Raw genomic sequence first — 18,559 nt, forward strand, 5'->3', positions numbered from 1 at the left:
AAGCCCCGATCACGGAGGACCGGCCTTGTACCCGACGCCACGGACGGTGAGCACGACCTCGGGGTGCTCGGGATCCTTCTCGACCTTGGAGCGCAGCCGCTGCACGTGCACGTTGACCAGCCGGGTGTCGGCGGCGTGCCGGTAGCCCCACACCTGCTCGAGCAGGACCTCGCGGGTGAACACCTGGCGCGGCTTGCGGGCCAGGGCCACCAGCAGGTCGAACTCCAGCGGCGTGAGCTGGATGGCCTGCCCGTCCCGGGTGACCTCGTGACCCGGCACGTCGATGGCCAGGTCGCCGATGGCCAGCACCTCGGCCGGCTCGGACTCGGTGCGCCGCAACCGGGTGCGGATGCGCGCGACCAGCTCCTTGGGCTTGAACGGCTTGACCACGTAGTCGTCGGCGCCCGACTCGAGGCCGAGCACGATGTCCACGGTGTCGCTCTTGGCCGTGAGCATCACGATCGGCACGCCGGACTCGGCGCGGATCGCCTTGCACACGTCGATGCCGTTCATCCCGGGCAGCATCAGGTCGAGCAGCACCAGGTCGGGTTTGAGCTCACGGAGCGCGGGCAGTGCCCGCGCGCCGTCGGCCACGACGGCGGTGTCGAAGCCCTCACCGCGCAGCACGATGGTGAGCATCTCCGCCAGGGCCGGGTCGTCATCGACCACCAGGACGCGTGCCTTCATGCCTACCATCGTCGCACTGCTGGCCGGGCGGCCGCGCGCACCCCAGCGATCACCACCGGCAGCGATCGGTCCGTTGCGCTCCGCCGTTGAGCTCCAGCGGTCGGTCATGAGCCATCACCCACCCTCGTCCCCGTCGGGTTCACGAGCTACAGCGTGTAACGCTCACGGTTCGTTACCGACGTTATAGTTGAAGCTTAAACAAGGTCCTCGGGAGGTAACGATGGCGATCCGCCGGCTCAACCACGCGGTGCTGTACGTGCGCGACACCGAGCGCAGCGTCGCCTTCTACACCGAGGTGCTCGGCTTCCGCGTGGTGCACCAGTTCCCGGGCGCGGCGTTCCTCCAGGCCCCGGACTCGGACAACGACCACGACCTCGGTCTGTTCCAGGTCGGCCCGGACGCCAAGCCGTCGGGCGCCGGCAAGGACACCGTCGGCCTGTATCACCTGGCCTGGTCGGTGACGACGCTGTCGGACCTCGCCGAGCACGCCGTCCGACTGCGCGAGGCGGGCGCCCTGGTCGGCGCGTCCGACCACGTGACCACGAAGGCCCTCTACGCGAAGGACCCGGACGGCATCGAGTTCGAGGTGTCCTGGCTGGTGCCGCTGGACCGCGTCACCGACGCGATGCGGACGGCGTCGGGCACCGGCCCGCTGGACATCGACGCCGAGATCGAGCGCTGGGGCGCGGACCTGGTCGGGGCGCTCTGACCGGTCACCAGACCGGGTAATCGGAACGGTCGCCGAGCCGGGTCGCGGGCCTGGTCGCGGGGGCGGTCACGGTGCTGGCTCAGTTTGTGGCTCACGTGAGCCACAAACTCGAACCGGCTCCTGAGGCCGGTCAGTTGAGCAGTTCGTCGGCCAAGGCCGCGAAGTCGGCACCGGCGACGCCGTCCACCACGGTCCACGGGGCGAGCCAGCCGGCCTCGACGAACTGGTCGTAGACGACGGCGCAGCGGGCCTGGAGACCGTCATCGGTCTCGTAGCTGTCCCGTTCGCGCTCGGTCTGCTCACGCCCGGCGGCGCGCGCAGCGGCGACCTCGACCGGCACTCGGAGGAGCAGCTGACGGTCGGGCAGCGGGAGCCCGAAGCGATCGACCTCGAGGTCGTGAACCCAGCGCACGAAATCGCCGTTTACATCCTCATGCAGCCGCGCCGCCCCGTACGCCGCGTTCGACGCGATGTACCGGTCCAGCAGCACGACGTCGTGCGCGGCGAGCGCGTCGGCGATCACCGGCGCGGCGGCCTGGCGGTCCAGCGCGAACAGCACGGCCATGCCGTGCACGGACTTCACCAGATCGCCGAGCCGCAGGTACATGGCGTCGCGCACCAGGTCGGCGTGCACGTCCTCGCCGTAGCGGGGGAAGGCGATCCTGGTCGCCGTCGCACCCCGCTTGTCCAGCTCCGCGGTCAGCGCATCGGACAGCGTTCGCTTGCCCGCGCCGTCCAGTCCCTCGATCACGACCAGCCTCGCCACGGGCGTCCACCCTACGGACTTAACCGATCGGGTGATGAAACGGCCCTGGTTGGACGGGACTCTGACGGCTGGGCAACCTATCGTGTTCGTACCCGCGCCAGACGTAGCCGCAGATGGGAAGGGCCGTGGGCGGAGTCGACTACTACGAGTTGCTGGAGATCAAGCCTGGCGCTTCCCAGGCGGAGATCAAGTCTGCCCACCGGTCCCTGGTGAAGGTGCTGCATCCGGACGCCGGTGGCAGCCAGATCATGTTCCGGCTGGTCCAGGAGGCGTACGAGACGCTCTCCGATCCGACCCGGCGCGCTGCCTACGACCAGCGCCGGGCCCGCGGCGTGCCCGAGCAGCGGCGGCCGCGGCCGCCGACGCCGGAGTGGGAGACGTGGGAGGAGTACCAGGAGGAGACCGCCCACGCCGAGCGCGAGGAGCGGCCGCCGGAACCGCCGCCGCGACCGGCCGGCTTCCCGTCCGGGCTGCGGACCATCCCGACCGACACGATCCCGTGGTGGCAGCGGGTCAACCCGGACGCCAAGGTGCACTGGCGGCCCGGCTTCGGCTGGGCCCAGCGCTGGTTCTTCACCGTCGCCGCGGTGTGGACCGCGCTGCTGGTCGCCACCGTGGTGCCCATGCTGACCAGCGGGTTCTCCTATGTCGCGGTGATCGTGATCGTGCCCATCGCCTACGTGGCCGTGACGATCGCGGGCAAGGCGACGCCCAAGTTCCTGTCGGTGATCACCTACATCTGGGCTGCCGGCATGGCCGCGCTGGGCTTCTACGCCGTCACCACGGGGGCGCTGTCGGGCATCGCCGTGGTGCTGCTGGCCGCCGGCGTGTTCGCGCTGCCGCCGCTGGGCCGCTGGTACCTGTCCTCGCGGGTGACCGAGCGGATCTTCACGCACGACTTCCGCACGTTCAACCTGTTCGGCGCACCCGGCACGCGACTGCTGCCGTCCGAGGACGAGCCGGTCAAGGACTGCACCCGCAGCGAGTGGATGACGCTGGACCTGCTGTCCGGCTACCTCGGCCAGATACCGGCCGCGCGCATCTTCCACGGCCTGGCCTGGCCCGGCTCCTCGCGGGCCGAGGTCGACCACGCCGTGCTGTGCGGACGGAAGCTGCTGCTGATCGAGTCCCGGGCCTGGCCGGCCGGGCACTACACCAGCGACGGCAACGGCGGCCTGCTGCGCGACGGCGAGAGCTTCGACGGCGCGTCGCTGCGGCTGGGCCGGACCGTCGCCGCGTACCAGATGCTGCTGCCCAAGGTCCAGGTCGAGGGCATCGTGCTGGTGCACACCGACGAGCCTGGTCTGGTGACCTGCCGGATGCCGGACAGCGTGCCGCTGGAGGTGCTCAGCCCCGAGACGTTCGTCCGACACGTCGGCGCCCGGCTCGCCGACGAGCCCGCCGTGGTGGAGCGCGACGTGTTCCTGACCCTGTTGGACCAGGTCAAGGCCTAGTCCGTTCGGGTGAGCCGGAAACCGTGTTTCGGTGTGCCGCTAGGCGGGACTCGCGGGGCATTGGCGGACGGCCAGCACGTCCGGTCCGGCGACCGTCACGCTGGCCGAGGCGATGGTTTCGGCGTTGGCGTCGCCGGAGCCGTCGGAGGAGATGCGGAAGTCGGAGCCGCCGTTCTCGCGGTGCCCGAACTTGGCGTCCTTGACCGTGATGGTGACGTCCTTCCAGGTGTTGGTGCCGGTCTTCTGGATCCGCTTGGCATCGACGTAGGCGGCGTTCACGGCGTCGTACTGGACGACGAAGGTGTCGGTGCCGCTGTCCAGGTACCGCACGGTGATGGTCGCGTCGTAGGGACCGGTACCGGGGATGGCGCGCTGGTCGGCCTGGAAGTACAGGTAGCGGTAGTCGCCCCAGTCGTGGGCGTGCACCATCTTGCGTCCGGAGACGCCATCGACCTCGACCGGCGCGGTGGCGCCGTCGTTGGCGTATTCGACCTGGGTGAGCCCGCAGTCGGTGTTGGTCGCGCCGAGCGTGCTGCACCCGGTGGTCGTGTGATCGGTCCCGGCGACGGCGAAGTAGGCCGTGGCCCGCTGCTTGTCACCGAAGTCGACGGTCACCGGATAGATGCCGTTCGCGGTGGCGGTCACCGTGACCGGCATGGTTGCTGTCCCGTTGGCCGGGACCACGAGTTGTCCTCGCGTCAAGGACGCCGTCGCGCCCGCGGGCACGGTCAGCGTCCATGGCACCGAAACTGGCTCGCCTGTCTGGTTCCGTGCGCCAATGTGGAACGTGCCCGCGGTCGAGGTTCCGAGCGGCGTCACAAAACCGATCGCCGGCGCCTCACCGTCGCGATAGGACTTGGGCGGCGCCGCGGTCCAGTTCGTGCCGTCACCCAGCCGGTACGTCACGCGACCGCCCCACGAGAGCAGGTCCGACGGCAGCCAGGTGCGGTTCCAGTTGACGCCGTTCACCGCCATGCCCTGGATGTGCGGTCCCGTGCCCTGAGCGTCGATCACAATTCGGCGGCCGGTGCCGGTCCTGATCTCCGCGTGCGGGAACACCGGCGTGTTCACGGCCAGGTCGGTGGTGCCGGGCGTGACCGGGTACAGCCCGAGCGCCGACCAGACGTACCAGGCCGACTGCGCGCCGAGGTCGTCGTTGCCGGGCTCGCCGTCGGGCGTCGCCGCGAACAGTTCCGTCTGCACGCGGTGCACGACGTCCTGCGTCTTCCACGGCTGCCCGAGATAGTTGTACGTCCACGGCACGCTGAACATCGGCTCGTTGCCGGCCCAGTAATACGGCTCGACCGGACCCACGTTGAGTTTGGTGAACAGGTCGTCCAGGCGTTTGATCGCGGCATCCCGGCCGCCGATCGCGCCGATCAGGCCGGCCAGGTTCTGCGGAACCATCCATGTGTACTGGGCGGCGTTGCCTTCGGAGTAGCCCGTCGGCGCAAACTGGCCGGGCGGCGGCGGGACGAGCACCGGGCCGGGTGAGTAGGCGCCGTCGGTGGCGTGCTGGCGGACGTAGCCGGTGGTCGGGTCCAAGGCGTGCTGCCAGTTCTGGCCCCGTTTGGCAAAGACCGCCGCGGTGTCGTCGTCGCCGAGCGCGTCGGCGAACCGGCCGATCGCGAAGTCGTCGATGGCGTACTCCTCGGTCATCGACACGTTCTCGTCGTTGCCCATGGGTACGTAGCCGAGCTGCTGGTAGGCCACGACATTGGGGCGTTCCTCGTAGCCCCAGCCGACCTTGCCGTCCTTGGTCGCACCCTTGATCAGCTGCGCCAACGCCTTGTCCGTGTCGAAGTCGCGGGCCCCGTACGCGTAGGCCCCGGCGATGATCGGCGCGATCGAGTCGCCGTTCATCACGCCGGACTCGTCGTTGTAGACCGGCCACTTGGGCAGCCAGCCGTACTGGTCGGCGTCCTCGACCAGGGACTGCATCATGTCCGAGGTCTCGTCCGGGGCCAGCGTGGCCAGCAGCGGGATCTGGCAGCGGTAGATGTCCCAGCCGGAGAAGTTGGCGTACTGGACCCGGCGACCGGCGTTGTGGAGCTGCCCGTCGAAGCCGGGATAGCCGCCGTCGACGTCGCTGAACGTCACCGGGTACTGGAGCGAGTGGTACAGCGCCGCGTAGAACGTCTTCTGCTGCGCCGGCTCGCCGCCGGCGATGCCGATGCGGCTCAGGTACGACGCCCAGCGCTGCTTCGTCGCCGCCCGCATGCCGTCGAAGTCCCAGCCGGACGCATCGGCGGCCACGTTCTTTGCCGCGCCGTCAACCGAGACGAAGGAGATCGCCACCTTCGCCCGAACTGTCGTGTCCTTGCTGGTGTCGAAGTCGAGGGTCGCTCCGACCTGTGGGCCGGCGATCTGCGGACCGGCCAGGCCGCGGGCCTTCTGCCCGGGTGTGACGACGTTCGGGGCCACCCGCGCGCTGCCCGACCACGAGGCCTTCGCGGTGAACGGGCGGTCGAAGGTGATCAGGTAGTGCACGGTGTACTTGTTGCCCTGGCCGCAGAATCCGCCGGACGTGGCCGAGCCGGTGACGGTGTGGTCGTCGGGGAACGCCACGCTGGCGGCGGTGTCGCCGTTGAGGCTGCCGCCGGCCTTGACCAGCACGTGCGCCGGGGCGTTGGACGGGAAGGTGAAGCGCCCCTGGCCGGCTCGCAGAGCGGTGGTCAGCTCGGTTTTCACGCCGCCCGCGGTCACCGTGTAGTAGCCGGGCGAGGCTTGCTCACCTGCGTGGGTGAACGGCTCCTGCAACGACCAGGGGGTGGCGCCGACGTCGCCGCTGACCGGCAGGATCGGGACGTCGCCGAACTGGCGGCAGCCGACCGAGGCGTGCGTGAGGCTGAAGCCCTTGATGGTCTTGTCCTCGTAGGAGTAGCCCGCGTAGTGGTCGGCGGTGTCCGGACTCCACTGGAGCATGCCGAACGGCGTGCTCGGTCCGGGGAAGTTGTTGATCTCGCCGACGGCCGCGCCTGCGGAACCGGTTCCAAGCATGGGATCGGTCAGCGCGACCGGATCGACCAGCGCCGGTTGGCCGGCGATGGCCCGTGACGCGAGAGGAACTGGCGTCAGCAGCGCCAGCGCGAGCACGGAGACGATCAGCGGGCGCATCGGACCCCCAGACGGTGACAACGTTGACAGCGTCCTCAGCAGTGTCGAGCCGTTGTCGCCGGCCCGACAAGTGATCGTCAAAAACTCGCACGGATGGTCGCAAGAGGCGCACCGCGAAGGTCACTCGGAGGGGTCGCTATCAATCACCAAAACGAGTGACTACTCTAACGTCCACTTCAGACACGGCAGGCCGGGAGATGGGTGGTGCCGCGTTGGCCGGCGAGAGCCTGGACGCACCGAGTGAAAAAGTGCACCCGACTGGCGGACTGCCGCCCCTGCTAGCCACTGCGCTGCGTGATGGGCCGTTCCATCAGGCCTTGCACCAGGCCATCACCCACCGCGGACTGCCGCTGGCCCGGCTGCGCGCGGCGTTGGACGAGGCCGGCACACATATCGGGCAGTCCACGCTCAGCTACTGGCAGCGCGGGCTGCGACGCCCCGAGATGCCGCGCGCCACCGAGGCCGTGCTGGCCCTGGAACAGGTGCTGGACCTGCCGTCCAACTCGCTGCTCGGGCTGATCGAGCCGATGGGCGAGCACTCCGGCCGGTCGACCAGCCTGGCCGCCGAGGAGTTCGAGGCCGACCTGCGCAACGCGTGCCTGGAGGTGCTCGCGCTGCATGAGGTCGTCACGGTCAACGCCGCGCGAACCCGGCGGTCGGTGCTGAGCCGGCTCGTCGTGCGCGGCCGCGCCGACGGCGCCGACCGATATCTCGCGCTGCATCCGGCCGACGAGCAGGGGCATGTCGAGCACTCGGCCGTGCACACCGGGGAGGGCTGCCGGGCCGGGCGGATGCGCAAGCGCGGGCCCGACGGCTCGGTGGCGTTCGAGCTGCTCTTCGACCGGCGGCTGTCCCCCGGCGAGATCCACGTGTTCAGCTACACCGTGATCGACACCGCCACCGGGCAGACCGGTGGGCACCTGCGCCGCTTCCCGTCCAAGGCCGGCAACTACCTGTTGCAGCTGCGCTTCCACCGCGGCGTGCTGCCGGCACGCTGTTTCCGTGAGCAGCACGGCGACGACATCCGGCACGACGAGCTCAGCTACGGCCTGGACGGCGTGGTAAGCGCATACTTCGAGCCCGTCGACTGCGACCGCGCCGGCATCACGGTGCACTGGGGCCCGGCATGATCAAGGGGCCCTTCCTGACGTTGAACGTCAGGAAGGGCCCCTTGCAAGCACTAACTCAGTAGCGGTACGCGTTGGGCTTGAACGGGCCCTCGACGTCGACGCCGATGTACTCGGCCTGCTCCTTGGTGAGCTTGGTCAGCTCGCCGCCCAGCGCCGCCAGGTGGATCTTGGCGACCTTCTCGTCCAGGTGCTTGGGCAGCACGTAGACCTCGTTGTCGTACTCCTTGTACTTGGTGAACAGCTCGACCTGGGCGATCGTCTGGTTGGAGAAGGAGTTCGACATCACGAAGCTCGGGTGGCCGGTGGCGTTGCCCAGGTTGAGCAGGCGCCCCTCGGACAGCACGATGATCGACTTGCCGCTGGGGAAGACCCACTCGTCGACCTGCGGCTTGATGGTGATCCGGCGGACGCCGGGCACCTTGGCCAGGCCGGCCATGTCCAGCTCGTTGTCGAAGTGGCCGATGTTGCCCAGGATCGCCAGGTGCTTCATCTCGGCCATGTGGTGGGCCATCACCACGTCCTTGTTGCCGGTGGTGGTGATCACGATGTCCGCGATCGGCAGCACCGACTCCAGGGTGGCCACCTGGTAGCCGTCCATCGCCGCCTGGAGGCCGCAGATCGGGTCGATCTCGGTGACGATGACCCGCGCGCCCTGGCCGGCCAGCGACTCGGCCGCGCCCTTGCCGACGTCGCCGTAGCCGCAGACCACCGCGACCTTGCCGCCGATCAGCACGTCGGTGCCGCGGTTGATGCCGTCGATCAGCGAGTGGCGGATGCCGTACTTGTTGTCGAACTTCGACTTGGTCACCGAGTCGTTGACGTTGATCGCCGGGAACAGCAGCTCACCGGCGGCGGCCATCTGGGTCAGCCGCAGCACGCCGGTGGTGGTCTCCTCGGTCACGCCGCGGATGCTCTTGCCGATCTTCGTCCACTTCTCGGCGTCGGCGTCGAGGCTGTTGCGCAGGACCTCGAGGATGACCTTCCACTCCTCGGCGTCGTCCTCCTCGGGCTGCGGCACCACGCCGGCCGCCTCGTACTGGGTGCCCTTGTGCACCAGCAGCGTGGCGTCGCCGCCGTCGTCGAGCAGCATGTTCGGGCCCTGGCCGTCCGGCCAGGTCAGCATCTGCTCGGTGCACCACCAGTACTCGGGCAGGGTCTCGCCCTTCCAGGCGAACACCGGCACGCCCTTGGGCTCCTCCTCGGTCCCGTGCGGGCCGACCACGATGGCCGAGGCCGCGTGGTCCTGCGTGGAGAAGATGTTGCACGAGGCCCAGCGGACCTCGGCGCCCAGCGAGACCAGGGTCTCGATCAGGACCGCGGTCTGCACGGTCATGTGCAGCGAGCCGGAGATCCGCGCGCCCTTGAGCGGGTAGACCTCGGCGTACTCCCGGCGCAGCGCCATCAGGCCGGGCATCTCGTGCTCGGCCAGGCGGATCTCCTTGCGGCCGAACTCGGCCAGCGACAGGTCCGCGACGGCGAAGTCGACACCATTGCGGTTTTGCAGCTTCGGCGGGGCGATCGCCGTCATCGTGGAGTCCTCCATAGCCAGTTGGTCGTCGGCAATGCACACTAGCCGGTCCGCCACGCCGGGGGCTCGGACGCGGGTCCAAGACCGCTGGATGCCTCAGGATGGCCCCCGTGCTGATAGCAGGACCCGACACCCGTGTCATCGAACTTCGGGTGCACGGTGTTATGGGGACCACACCCGAGTCACTGGTCGACGCGGTCGTCGCGGTGGACGTAGCTGGTGACGGCGTCGGCCGGCTCGTGCGCCCGGCCGACCGGCTGCGCAGACCGGCCCCCGGGCCCGTGCTCCAGGCGGGTGGCCGGCCGGTGCCGCGCACCGTCGAGGGCTACCTGTGGAGCGCCATGACCTCCGGCGGCGTGGCCAAGGCCGCGTGGGCGCTGCTGCTGCCGTTCTCACTGGCCAACATGACGCACTGGATGCTGCCGCCGACCGGGCGCTTGCTCGGTGGCACGCTGCGGTCGCTGGTGCGGCTGGCGGCGCTGGCGTTGACGATGCTGCTGGTGACGCAGTTGACGGTGGTCAGCCTCGACCTGGTCGCCGGGCAGTGGCTGGACCAGTTCTCGCAGCTCCGGCCATGGCGGGCGCCGATCGGGCTGGCGCCGGTGCTGATCGTGGTGGTGCTGCTGCACCAGCTGTCGGCGATCGACTGGAAGGTGCACAAGCCGTCACCGGCGCCGCAGCGGGACCTGCTGCCCGGGGCGAGGATCGCCGCCGATCCGGACGCCCCGGCGCTGCATGTGCTGCACGCCACGGCCGGATTGGCGTCGGCTGCGCTGCTGGCCACCGGTGGTCCGTTCGCGCCGTCGTCGGACCGGGTGTTCGCGGCGTGGGTGGGCGCGTGGGTGCTGATCGGGTTGAGCGTGCTGATCACATTGGCGTTGGACGCGCCAACCGAGGGCCGGTGGTTCAGGCCATGGGCCCGTCGAACACTGGTTGTGGTGACGGTGCTCGAATTCTGCGCGGCGGCGCTGACGCCGATGCCCAGTCATGGGCAGCACCTGCCCGGCACTGATCCGACCGTGGAGTCGATCGCGGCGGTGCTCGGCGTGGTGTGCATTGCTTTCGGGCTGGTGTTGATTCCGGCTGCCCTGTTGGCTCGGGGAGGGTGGTCGGAGCTGCCGGCGTCGCTGCGGCCGTGGGCCGGGGGATGGATGGCGGCACCGGTGTTGGTGATCGCTGCGCTGCTCGGCGGCGGGTTCGGGGCCGGTGTCGCGATCACCGTGCAGAAGGCGCTGGGTGACGACGCGTTGCAGCTGCCGCCGGGATATCGTTACGTGACAACGCTGTGGGGCGTCGCGGCGGTGCTGGCCGTGATCGTCGGGCTGGTCGGGGCGGCGATTTTTGTGCTGCCGCGTGGGCGCAAGCCCGTCGAGATCGACCTGCTGCACGGAGGAAAGCCGGAGGACGCCGCACATGCGGCGAAGGCGTGGCGAGCAGCGCGGTTGAAGCGAAACCATGCCCACCACGCGCTTCTGGGCACGGCCGGCGTGTTGTCCGCCGGCACCCTGGTGTCGTTTCTGATGCAGGTACGTGGGGTTGACCTGCCATGGTGGGCGCAACCCATGCCGGGCATCGGGATCACCGCCCTGGGCGCGTTCGCGATCGGCGCGCTGCGTCAGGTCTACGTGGCGACGAAGTCGCCGGGGGCGGCGCGACAGTTGGGGCTGCTCAACGACATTGCCGGTTTCTGGCCGCGCGAGGCGCATCCGCTCGTGCCGCCGTGTTATGCGTTGAAGGCCGTGCCGGAACTCGTTGCCCGGGCGCGAGAACACCTGGCCGATCCGGGAACTCGGGTGGTGCTGGCCGGATACAGCCAGGGCAGCCTGCTCGCAACCGTTGCCGCGGCACGGTTGTTGGACACCTTGCCGGCACACGAGCGTGAACGCGTCGGGTTGGTGACCGCTGGGTCGCCGTTGCAATGGGCTTATCCGCGGGCGTTTCCGGCGGTCGTGTCACACGATTCGTTGGCCGAGTTGGCCAAGGCCATGAACGGCCGGTGGCGGGCGGTGTGCCGCGGCACGGATGCCATCGGTGGCGGTGTGACGACGTGGGAGCGGCAGGCGTTCGACGGGCAGCTGCTCGGGGTCGGCTTCGAGGGCGCCCTGGCCGCCGCCGAGCGCAGCCCCAGCGGGGCGCTGGTGCTCGGCGGCGACCATTGGCTGCCCGATCCGCAGCACGGCCCGGTCGCCGGACGTCGTTGGAGCCCAGGCGTGCTACGGCACCGCGACTACACGTCCGATCCGGAGTGGGACCACGCGATCGCCGCGGCGGCCGGGCTCGACGTGGCCGAGCCGCCGCTGACGCTGTGGAACTTCAAGCACTGAAGTGGTTGGCCAGCAACGCATCGGCGGTGTCCACGCGACCGGCGTCGGCCAGCAGGCCGGCCGGCGCCAGCACATAACGCTGGTCGACGATGACGGCCGCGTTGCGCAACACCGGGCGTAGCACCGGATCCGCGCGAAGGCGGTCCTCGATGTGTTGCAGGCGCTCAGGTGTTGCGTGTCGGAAGACGCCGCCGGACAGCACCAACAGGCCGGCGCCCTTGGGGCCGAGCTGGCCGTCGACGAGCCGCAGGTGCCGGCGCACCGCCAGCACCGCGGCGAGTCCGGCCAGTGTCGCGTCCACGTCCCGGCCGTGATCGTCGTCCGGAATCCAGTCCACAGTGGTCGATCGTTTTTCCGCTTCGCTCTCCAGGTCGTATGGCGTGTCAAGGCGTTCCGCCTTCGCCTCGGACACGATGCCCGGGGCGGACCAGCGCATGCCGAGATCACCTTCGACCGTGCGACGGTCGGACGGCAACGCCACTGTGCGCTGCATGGCGTTCTCATCCACAGTGGACACCGCCGAGTAGACGTCCGTCGTCGCACCACCGACGTCGACCACCAGTACCGCGCCGGCCTCGCGGGCGGCCAGGATCGCCGCCAGGCGCGACACGCCGCCGAGCACCGCGTCCGGCGTCACCGCCTTGACCAGGTTGCGAAAAGTGTTGCCTTTGGACAGTCCCTTGCCACCGATCACGTGACGCAGGAACAGTTCCCGGATCGCCGCGCGCGCCGGGCCTGGCGCCAGCTCGCCCACGTCCGGCAGCACGTTGTCGGTCGCCACCACCGTGCGGCCCGTGTCACGCAGCAGCGCCTCCGCCTCCGCCCGGGCCTCCGCGTTGCCCGCCAACACGATCGGCGGCTTCAGCCGGTTGGCCGCGATCCGCTTCGCGTTGTGCAGCAGCACGCTGCGGTCGCCGCCGTCGGTGCCGCCGGCCAGCAGCACCAGATCCGGCCGGGTGGCACGAAGTTCACGGATCGCCGCGCCATTCAGTTGCCCCGCAACAATATGAACGATCTTGGCGCCGGCCGACAGCGCCACCCGGTAGCCGGCTTCCGCGCTCACCAACCGTTCCTGGCCGACAACGGCCAACCGCAGACCGCCGCCGGCACTCGAGCAGGCCAGCACCGGCCGACCTTGAGCGCCCAAACGAGTGGTGACGGATGCAATCCCATCAAGCACTTCCGGCGGAGTGGTGGGATGTTGTGCCGTCCCCACAAGAGACCCGTCCTCGGCGACCAGGGCGCCCTTCGTCCACGTCGACCCGATGTCCAGGCACAGCAGCGTGCTCATAACAGACAAGCTACGTTGTGCCCGCGCACTGGCGTGAACGCGGGCGCTGCCTCATTCTGTGTGTGGAAGATCACCTTCCCCGCCCGAGGGAGGTCAGCCATGCTCGCCGAACGCCAACCCACCTGGACGTTGCAGATCGGGGTCCGACCGGACGTCCGCACCGCCCTCTTCCTCCGGGACGTGCTCGCGTTGAGCGTGCCCCATGACCCCTACCCGCCGACCGACCCGTGGGTGCCCGTGCTGCCCGCGCCCGGGGTGGACCGTGCCGCCGTCTCCGAGGAGTGGCTGCACTGGTTCGACGGCATCCTCGACGGCATGTCGCTAGGCGACGACCGCTGGATGGCCCGGTGGCCGGCCGTGTGCCGGGCGCTCGGGGCGCTCATCGAGCCCATCCGGCAGTGGGACGCCCAGCTCACGCGGCACGAGCTGCGGCACGGCCGGCACCGGGACAGCTCCCGGATGTGGATCACCGACCTGGTCGGCGACGTCGGCTCCGAGCTGGCCCGGGCCGTGCGTCCGTTCCACCTGATGATCACTGAGCTGCCGGTGCGCGGGCAGTTCTGGATGCGGCGCGGGTTCAACCAGGTGCTGGCCTCCCCCGCGCTCATCGACAACACCGCCGCGTTCAGCTGGGCGCTGCGGCCCGTACTGCTCGAGATCGCCTAACGCAGGTTGTGCAGCCGCTGGCCGATCGCGTTCGCGTCGGCCGGCTGCACGATCACGCGCTGGCCGCCGTAGTCCTGCTCGTGCAGCATCAGGTAGCGCCCGTCGTCCACGTTGTCGAACCAGCGCAGCACGCCCGAGCGGACCTTGCGGCCCTGCAGGTCGCGGAACGTCGCGCCCAGCTCGCCCGCGCGCAGGTGCCGGGCCTGGGTCAGCTGCTCCACCGCCTGCCGCTCACGGCTGGCTCGGTCGTAACCCTGTTGCGAGGCCACCATCACCCCGCCGTCGTAGTCGTCCTGGCGAGGTTGGTTGCGCTGCGCCACCGGCACCGACAACGCCGGATGGTGGCCCGGCGGCGCCGGCGGGAGCTCCGCCACCACCGCCGGCACCATCGCCTCCGACGGGATGTCGGCCAGCAGCACGTCACCGCCCGTGTGCTCGGTCTCGCCCGGCAGCTGCACCGCCAGCGTCGCCCGATGGCCCGTGCGGGCCGCGATCGTGCGCACCGGCGACATGCCCTCCGGTTCCAGCGGCAGCCACACCGAGTCCAGCACGTAGTCGTTGCGCACCAGGGCCGTCAGCGCGTCCTTGAGCTCAGGGTCCAGGTCGTCGCCCCTGGTCATGCCCATCTGGCGCAGCTCGAACGCCGCCTGGCGGCGCAGGTGTGAGCGCTCCACGTCGTCCTCGCCGTGCGAGCGGACCTGGAACGGGAAGGGCAGTTCGCCCGCCGCCAGGCCCTCCCACACGAAGTCGAACTGCAGCGGCGTCAGCCGCCAACGCACCGTCTGCATCGTGCCGTCAGCCGCCGATCACCGGCGGGACCGTCGGCGGCAGATCGCCCACGATGTCGTTCGCGTTGTCGTCGTTGACCAGGTAGGCGGCGGACTTGTGTTCCTTGTCCTCTTCCTTCTTGCCGCCCCGGCCGCCGGCGCCCATGCCGCCCTGTCCCGCTGCACCCGCCGCGCCCGGCCTCCCGGCCATGCCGCCGCCGCGCATACCGCCTTCTTCTTCCGCGCCAAAGCCCGCCGCCGCGCCGGCACCCGCCCGCGCGCCCGAGGTCGCCCCCGAGCCGAAGCCCTTCGCCCCGCCCGCGCCGAAGCCGCCCGCGCCACCGCCCGATCCGTAGCCGCCGCCTCCGCCGCCACCGAAGCCACCGGCGCCCGTCGGCGGCATGAAGCCTCCGCCGCCGCCACCCTGACCGCCGCCCCGGCCGCCGCTGCCCGGATATCCCGGCGGGTTCGGCACGTACTGCCCGTTCCCGTCCTGGCCGATGCCCGGGTAGTTCGTGCTCTGCGTCGTCGTGCCCGTCGGCGGCACCGGCGGCAGCGAGCCGTTCTGATCCGTCAGGATCGGCTGCTGCTGGTAGCCCGGCGGTTGGTTCAGATGCTGGCCCTGCTGGTTGCTACCCGGGTTGTTCGTGCCGCCCACCTGGTTCGGGTTGTACTTCGTGTGCCCAACCGGCGGGTGTCCCCCGGCGGCGGCTGCGGCGGCCACTCCGAGATGGGCGGCGGCGGGGGAGGCGGCGGAGGCTGCGTCGGATCCGTCGGCCCGGTGAACGCCGGCATCGTGTTCGCCGCGTTCATGTAGTTCGGCGAGTACACGCTGCTCATGACCCGAACAGCCTGCTCCTTCGCCTCCTGCTGCTCCTGGTGCTGCGCATAGGCGCTCGCCCCCGCCCCGAACGGCCCGAACGCGATCCCGCTCACCGCCGCTTTCCCCCAGCTGAAGTCCTTCGGCGGCGGCACGGTGGACTTGACCTGCTCGGCGGTCGCCGACACCGACTGCGCTTGCGCGCCAGCCGACTGCATCTGGGCGCTGAGATCCTGCCCCCAGCTCACGATTCCCTGCGGGGCCTGCAATGCCGCGTCACCGGCGGCACCGGTCCAATTGCCGTTCAGCGCGCTGTTGATAGCGCTGTTGAACTTGGTCGTACTCTGCGTCAGAGCCGTGCCGAGGTCGGCCCACTCCTTGCCGTGGTCGCCGATCGGTCCCGGTTGGAGGCCGTCCGAAATCTGCTTGATCTGGCCGTGGTCCATCGACGCCCAGTTGGTCTGCTTGGTGATGCCGGCCGGGTCGTATCCGCCGCCGCCCTGCTGCTCGTACTGCTTGGCCTGGTTATTGTACTGGCCGCGCTGCTGGTTCCCCCGCTGGTTCGCCTGGTTGTACTGCTGCTGGTTGGCGTTGCTCTGCGACGGACCGTCGATTCCCAGCACTGAAGCGCCAGCATCGACTACCGTGTCAAAGGCATCCCCGAGCCAACTCATGTCCCCTCCCCCTACCTACTTCGACAGCCGCGGCTCGACAACCTTCGCGATCTGCAGCGCGTCCCCGCACGGATCCCCCGACTTGTCACTGGTGACTGCGACACTTACGGTGCCGGAGCCGACCGCGATGATCTGCGAGCATTCCGTGTTCGACTTGGAAATCTGCACCTGGGCGGCGTCGCGACCGTTCACGGTGTTCGTCGCGAACTTGACATAGCCGTCCTTGCGACTCACATAGTCCGCGACGGAGTCCTTCGACTTGGTCAGATTGATTCCCCGCGACAGGCTGTCCGGCGAGCCGAGGAAGCCGCAGCCTTGCTCGTCCGAGGAGTTCAGCGGCTCACCCTTGGTCCGCACCTGGTACTGCTGAAGCTCCTGCGTGGTGAGCAAGGTGCACGGGTCGAGTTTGTTCAGCGACGCGTCGGCACCGGCATTCGCAGAAGTGCTCGACCCGGTCGGGCTGGGGTCTCCGGACACACCATTATTGCAGGCGACGAGAAAAAAGCCGGCGACCACAATCAAACCGACCGCGACACGACAAGACTTGGTCACATCTTCCCCTTGAACGCCTGCGCATTAGCCTGATCGGTCTCATGATACATCTTGCCGGCGGCCTCATACGTTTTGGCCATATTCTCCATGATCTCCGCCGCTTGCCCGAAGAGGTCGTACGCCGAATTCTGGCCACCCTGCGCCTTTTGCTGAAAAGTGCTACGCAATGACCCTCCTTCGGCGCAATCGCCCATCTTCAGGGTCTGCGCGTGCCGCGCCACCTGCTGGGCCCTCTGCTGCAGCAGAACGAAGTCGTCCTTCTGGTCGCGGCAAGCCTTGGCGGCGTTGGTGGCGGCGTCCGGGGTGATCGTGACTTGGCCGGAGTCGACGGCGCCCTTGAGGTTGACGTAGTTCTGCTGCATCGCGGTGATCCCGAGGGCCGCTCCCGCGAAGCCCTCGGCCCCTCCGCCACCGTCCGGCGCCAGCATGGCCTGCCCTCCCGCTCGTGTTACTCAACCCAGCACGGTACCTGAGACGGTAGGGCCGAGCGACCGGTTCCGATCAGTCCGTCGGGCCTGTCGGGGATCACCCGAACGGCCCGACGGAACGGTGCGCGGGAAAGGCGGAATCAGACCTTTGTCGACGTGGCCAAGGTGGATTTCCTGATGCCGTAGGCGAAGTAGACGACAACGCCGATGGCCATCCAGATGACGAAACGCACCCAGGTGAAGACGGCCAGGTTGAGCATGAGCCAGAGGCAGGCCAACACGGCGAGGACGGGCACGAGGGGGACGAGGGGCGTGCGGAAGCCTCGGGGAGGTCGGGGCGGGTGCGGCGGAGGACGATGACACCGAGGGACACCAAGACGAAGGCGAAGAGGGTCCCTACGTTGACCATCTCCTCCAAGTCGCCGGAGGGGAAGAAGCCGCCGGCGATGACCACGGCGACGACGACGAGGATGGTGGAACGCACGGGGGTGCCATGGCGGCCGGTCTTGGCCAGGCCGCGAGGGATGAGGCCGTCACGGGACATGGCGAACAGGACCCGGGTCTGACCGAGCAGTAGGACCATGACGACGGTGGTGAGACCAGCTAGGGCGCCGATGGCGATGACAGTGGCGGCCCAGTGCACGCCGTTGTCGGCGAAAGCGGTGGCGAGGGTCTTCTTGGTGCCATCGGCCCCGGTGGCGAGCTTGGTGTACGGCTCCATGCCGGTGACGACCAGGGAAACGGCCACGTACAACACCGTGACGATGCCCAACGAGCCGAGGATGCCTCGGGGGACGTTGCGCTGGGGGTTGCGGGTCTCCTCCGCTGTGGTGGCGACGATGTCGAAGCCGATGAAGGCGAAGAACAGCACGGACGCGGCGGCCAGCAGGCCGAAGATGCCGAAGGAGCTGGACTGCCCGCCGGCGATCAACGAGAACAGCGACTGGTTCAGGGAGCCGGAGGACGAAGGCTGCGCGGGCGGCACGAAAGGCGTGTAGTTGGCGGCCTTGACGTAGCCGATGCCGACGACGATCACCAGCAGCACGACGGCGACCTTGATGGCGGTGATGACCTGGCTGAACCGGGACGACAGCTTGGTGCCGACGGCCAACAGGGTGCCCAGCACGAGCACGATGAGCACGGTGCCCCAGTCGAAGTCGACGGGGCCGAGGGCCACGATGGTCGGCACGTCAAGACCGAACAGCCCGAGCACCTGGGACAGGTAGGCGGACCAGCCCTTGGCCACGACGGCGGCGGCCAGGGCGAACTCGAGCACGAGGTCCCAGCCGATGATCCACGCCACGAACTCGCCGAAGGTGGCGTACGAGAACGTGTACGCGGACCCGGCCACCGGCACGGTCGAGGCGAACTCGGCGTAGCACAGGGCGGCCAGCCCGCACGCGATGGCGGCGATGATGAACGAGATCACCACGGACGGCCCGGCGACGTTGCCGGCGGTGCTGGCGGTCACGGTGAAGATGCCGGCACCGATCACCACGGCCACACCGAACACGGTCAGGTCCCACGCGGTGAGATCCTTGCGGAGCTTGGTGTCCGGCTCGTCGGTGTCGGCGATCGACTGCTCGATCGACTTGGTGCGAAACAGCCCGCTGCCAGCCATGCACTCTCCCCAGACGCCGATGTCG

General features: G+C 69.4%; 15 protein-coding genes and 1 pseudogene. 5 read left to right on the top strand and 11 right to left on the bottom strand.

What is annotated here, in order from left to right; all coding sequences use genetic code 11:
* Positions 1 to 9 precede the first annotated feature (9 nt).
* Positions 10 to 687 carry an MtrAB system response regulator MtrA gene (mtrA, locus tag M3Q35_RS28980; RefSeq protein WP_116172900.1) on the bottom strand — a complete coding sequence of 226 codons (678 nt, stop codon included), beginning with the start codon at positions 685 to 687 and terminating at the stop codon, positions 10 to 12.
* A 220-nt stretch (positions 688 to 907) separates the two neighbouring features.
* Here mtrA and M3Q35_RS28985 point away from each other — a divergent pair, with 220 nt between their 5' ends.
* Positions 908 to 1,396: a VOC family protein gene (locus M3Q35_RS28985; RefSeq protein WP_273935723.1), complete on the top strand. Its 489-nt coding sequence runs from the start codon at positions 908 to 910 to the stop codon at positions 1,394 to 1,396.
* 130 nt (positions 1,397 to 1,526) lie between these two features.
* Here M3Q35_RS28985 and M3Q35_RS28990 read toward each other — a convergent pair whose 3' ends face one another.
* Positions 1,527 to 2,162: a dTMP kinase gene (locus M3Q35_RS28990; RefSeq protein WP_273935724.1), complete on the bottom strand. Its 636-nt coding sequence runs from the start codon at positions 2,160 to 2,162 to the stop codon at positions 1,527 to 1,529.
* A 125-nt stretch (positions 2,163 to 2,287) separates the two neighbouring features.
* Here M3Q35_RS28990 and M3Q35_RS28995 point away from each other — a divergent pair, with 125 nt between their 5' ends.
* The gene (locus tag M3Q35_RS28995) at positions 2,288 to 3,616 is read left to right on the top strand and encodes a J domain-containing protein (RefSeq protein WP_273935726.1); all 1,329 of its coding nucleotides are present in this window, start codon (positions 2,288 to 2,290) and stop codon (positions 3,614 to 3,616) included.
* A 39-nt stretch (positions 3,617 to 3,655) separates the two neighbouring features.
* Here M3Q35_RS28995 and M3Q35_RS29000 read toward each other — a convergent pair whose 3' ends face one another.
* Positions 3,656 to 6,733 (bottom strand): GH92 family glycosyl hydrolase, encoded by a 3,078-nt coding sequence (locus tag M3Q35_RS29000; RefSeq protein ID WP_273935728.1) that lies wholly within the window; start codon positions 6,731 to 6,733, stop codon positions 3,656 to 3,658.
* A gap of 317 nt (positions 6,734 to 7,050) precedes the next feature.
* Between M3Q35_RS29000 and M3Q35_RS29005 the strand changes: the two genes are divergently transcribed.
* A complete protein-coding gene (locus M3Q35_RS29005; protein WP_273935729.1) occupies positions 7,051 to 7,863 on the top strand; it encodes a hypothetical protein in 813 nt (270 codons plus the stop codon).
* A gap of 55 nt (positions 7,864 to 7,918) precedes the next feature.
* Here the strand turns inward: M3Q35_RS29005 and ahcY are convergent, their stop codons facing one another.
* Positions 7,919 to 9,391, bottom strand: coding sequence for an adenosylhomocysteinase (gene ahcY / locus M3Q35_RS29010; protein WP_273935731.1), 1,473 nt, complete (start codon positions 9,389 to 9,391; stop codon positions 7,919 to 7,921).
* A gap of 164 nt (positions 9,392 to 9,555) precedes the next feature.
* Here ahcY and M3Q35_RS29015 point away from each other — a divergent pair, with 164 nt between their 5' ends.
* Positions 9,556 to 11,715 (top strand): hypothetical protein, encoded by a 2,160-nt coding sequence (locus M3Q35_RS29015; protein WP_273935732.1) that lies wholly within the window; start codon positions 9,556 to 9,558, stop codon positions 11,713 to 11,715.
* On the opposite strand, the gene M3Q35_RS29020 is transcribed toward M3Q35_RS29015, so the two are convergent.
* Positions 11,705 to 13,006, bottom strand: a complete 1,302-nt coding sequence (locus M3Q35_RS29020; protein ID WP_273935733.1) for a glutamate mutase L — start codon at positions 13,004 to 13,006, stop codon at positions 11,705 to 11,707. The two genes, M3Q35_RS29015 and M3Q35_RS29020, sit on opposite strands and share 11 nt — an antisense overlap.
* 99 nt (positions 13,007 to 13,105) lie before the next feature.
* Between M3Q35_RS29020 and M3Q35_RS29025 the strand changes: the two genes are divergently transcribed.
* Positions 13,106 to 13,672 carry a hypothetical protein gene (locus M3Q35_RS29025; protein WP_273935734.1) on the top strand — a complete coding sequence of 189 codons (567 nt, stop codon included), beginning with the start codon at positions 13,106 to 13,108 and terminating at the stop codon, positions 13,670 to 13,672.
* On the opposite strand, the gene M3Q35_RS29030 is transcribed toward M3Q35_RS29025, so the two are convergent.
* The 6 genes and pseudogenes from M3Q35_RS29030 to M3Q35_RS29055 all read right to left on the bottom strand — a co-directional run bounded on the left by M3Q35_RS29030 (position 13,669) and on the right by M3Q35_RS29055 (position 18,534).
* Positions 13,669 to 14,451: an ESX secretion-associated protein EspG gene (locus M3Q35_RS29030; RefSeq protein ID WP_273935735.1), complete on the bottom strand. Its 783-nt coding sequence runs from the start codon at positions 14,449 to 14,451 to the stop codon at positions 13,669 to 13,671. The genes M3Q35_RS29025 and M3Q35_RS29030 overlap by 4 nt on opposite strands.
* 16 nt (positions 14,452 to 14,467) lie before the next feature.
* Complete coding sequence (locus M3Q35_RS29035; RefSeq protein WP_273935736.1) at positions 14,468 to 15,097, bottom strand: hypothetical protein; 630 nt, start codon at positions 15,095 to 15,097, stop codon at positions 14,468 to 14,470.
* On the bottom strand, positions 15,049 to 15,933 hold the full coding sequence (locus tag M3Q35_RS29040; RefSeq protein WP_273935738.1) for a PPE domain-containing protein: 885 nt from the start codon (positions 15,931 to 15,933) through the stop codon (positions 15,049 to 15,051). The genes M3Q35_RS29035 and M3Q35_RS29040 overlap by 49 nt, the downstream gene beginning before the upstream one ends.
* A gap of 15 nt (positions 15,934 to 15,948) precedes the next feature.
* The gene (locus tag M3Q35_RS29045) at positions 15,949 to 16,485 is read right to left on the bottom strand and encodes a DUF3558 domain-containing protein (protein WP_273935740.1); all 537 of its coding nucleotides are present in this window, start codon (positions 16,483 to 16,485) and stop codon (positions 15,949 to 15,951) included.
* Positions 16,482 to 16,913, bottom strand: coding sequence for a hypothetical protein (locus tag M3Q35_RS29050; RefSeq protein ID WP_273935741.1), 432 nt, complete (start codon positions 16,911 to 16,913; stop codon positions 16,482 to 16,484). The genes M3Q35_RS29045 and M3Q35_RS29050 overlap by 4 nt, the downstream gene beginning before the upstream one ends.
* Positions 16,914 to 17,053: 140 nt before the next feature.
* Positions 17,054 to 18,534: pseudogene (locus M3Q35_RS29055) on the bottom strand (amino acid permease).
* Between the last annotated feature and the right edge of the window lie 25 nt (positions 18,535 to 18,559).

The sequence above is a fragment of the Kutzneria chonburiensis genome, assembly GCF_028622115.1.
GTDB lineage: Bacteria > Actinomycetota > Actinomycetes > Mycobacteriales > Pseudonocardiaceae > Kutzneria > Kutzneria chonburiensis.

Coding starts and splice junctions, on each gene's coding strand:
- ahcY (WP_273935731.1), bottom strand. CDS start 9,391: ATGACGGCGATCGCCCCGCCGAAGCTGCAAAACCGCAATGGTGTCGAC.
- mtrA (WP_116172900.1), bottom strand. CDS start 687: ATGAAGGCACGCGTCCTGGTGGTCGATGACGACCCGGCCCTGGCGGAG.
- M3Q35_RS29025 (WP_273935734.1), top strand. CDS start 13,106: ATGCTCGCCGAACGCCAACCCACCTGGACGTTGCAGATCGGGGTCCGA.
- M3Q35_RS29040 (WP_273935738.1), bottom strand. CDS start 15,933: ATGAGTTGGCTCGGGGATGCCTTTGACACGGTAGTCGATGCTGGCGCT.
- M3Q35_RS29050 (WP_273935741.1), bottom strand. CDS start 16,913: ATGCTGGCGCCGGACGGTGGCGGAGGGGCCGAGGGCTTCGCGGGAGCG.
- M3Q35_RS28985 (WP_273935723.1), top strand. CDS start 908: ATGGCGATCCGCCGGCTCAACCACGCGGTGCTGTACGTGCGCGACACC.
- M3Q35_RS29015 (WP_273935732.1), top strand. CDS start 9,556: ATGGGGACCACACCCGAGTCACTGGTCGACGCGGTCGTCGCGGTGGAC.
- M3Q35_RS29020 (WP_273935733.1), bottom strand. CDS start 13,006: ATGAGCACGCTGCTGTGCCTGGACATCGGGTCGACGTGGACGAAGGGC.
- M3Q35_RS29000 (WP_273935728.1), bottom strand. CDS start 6,733: ATGCGCCCGCTGATCGTCTCCGTGCTCGCGCTGGCGCTGCTGACGCCA.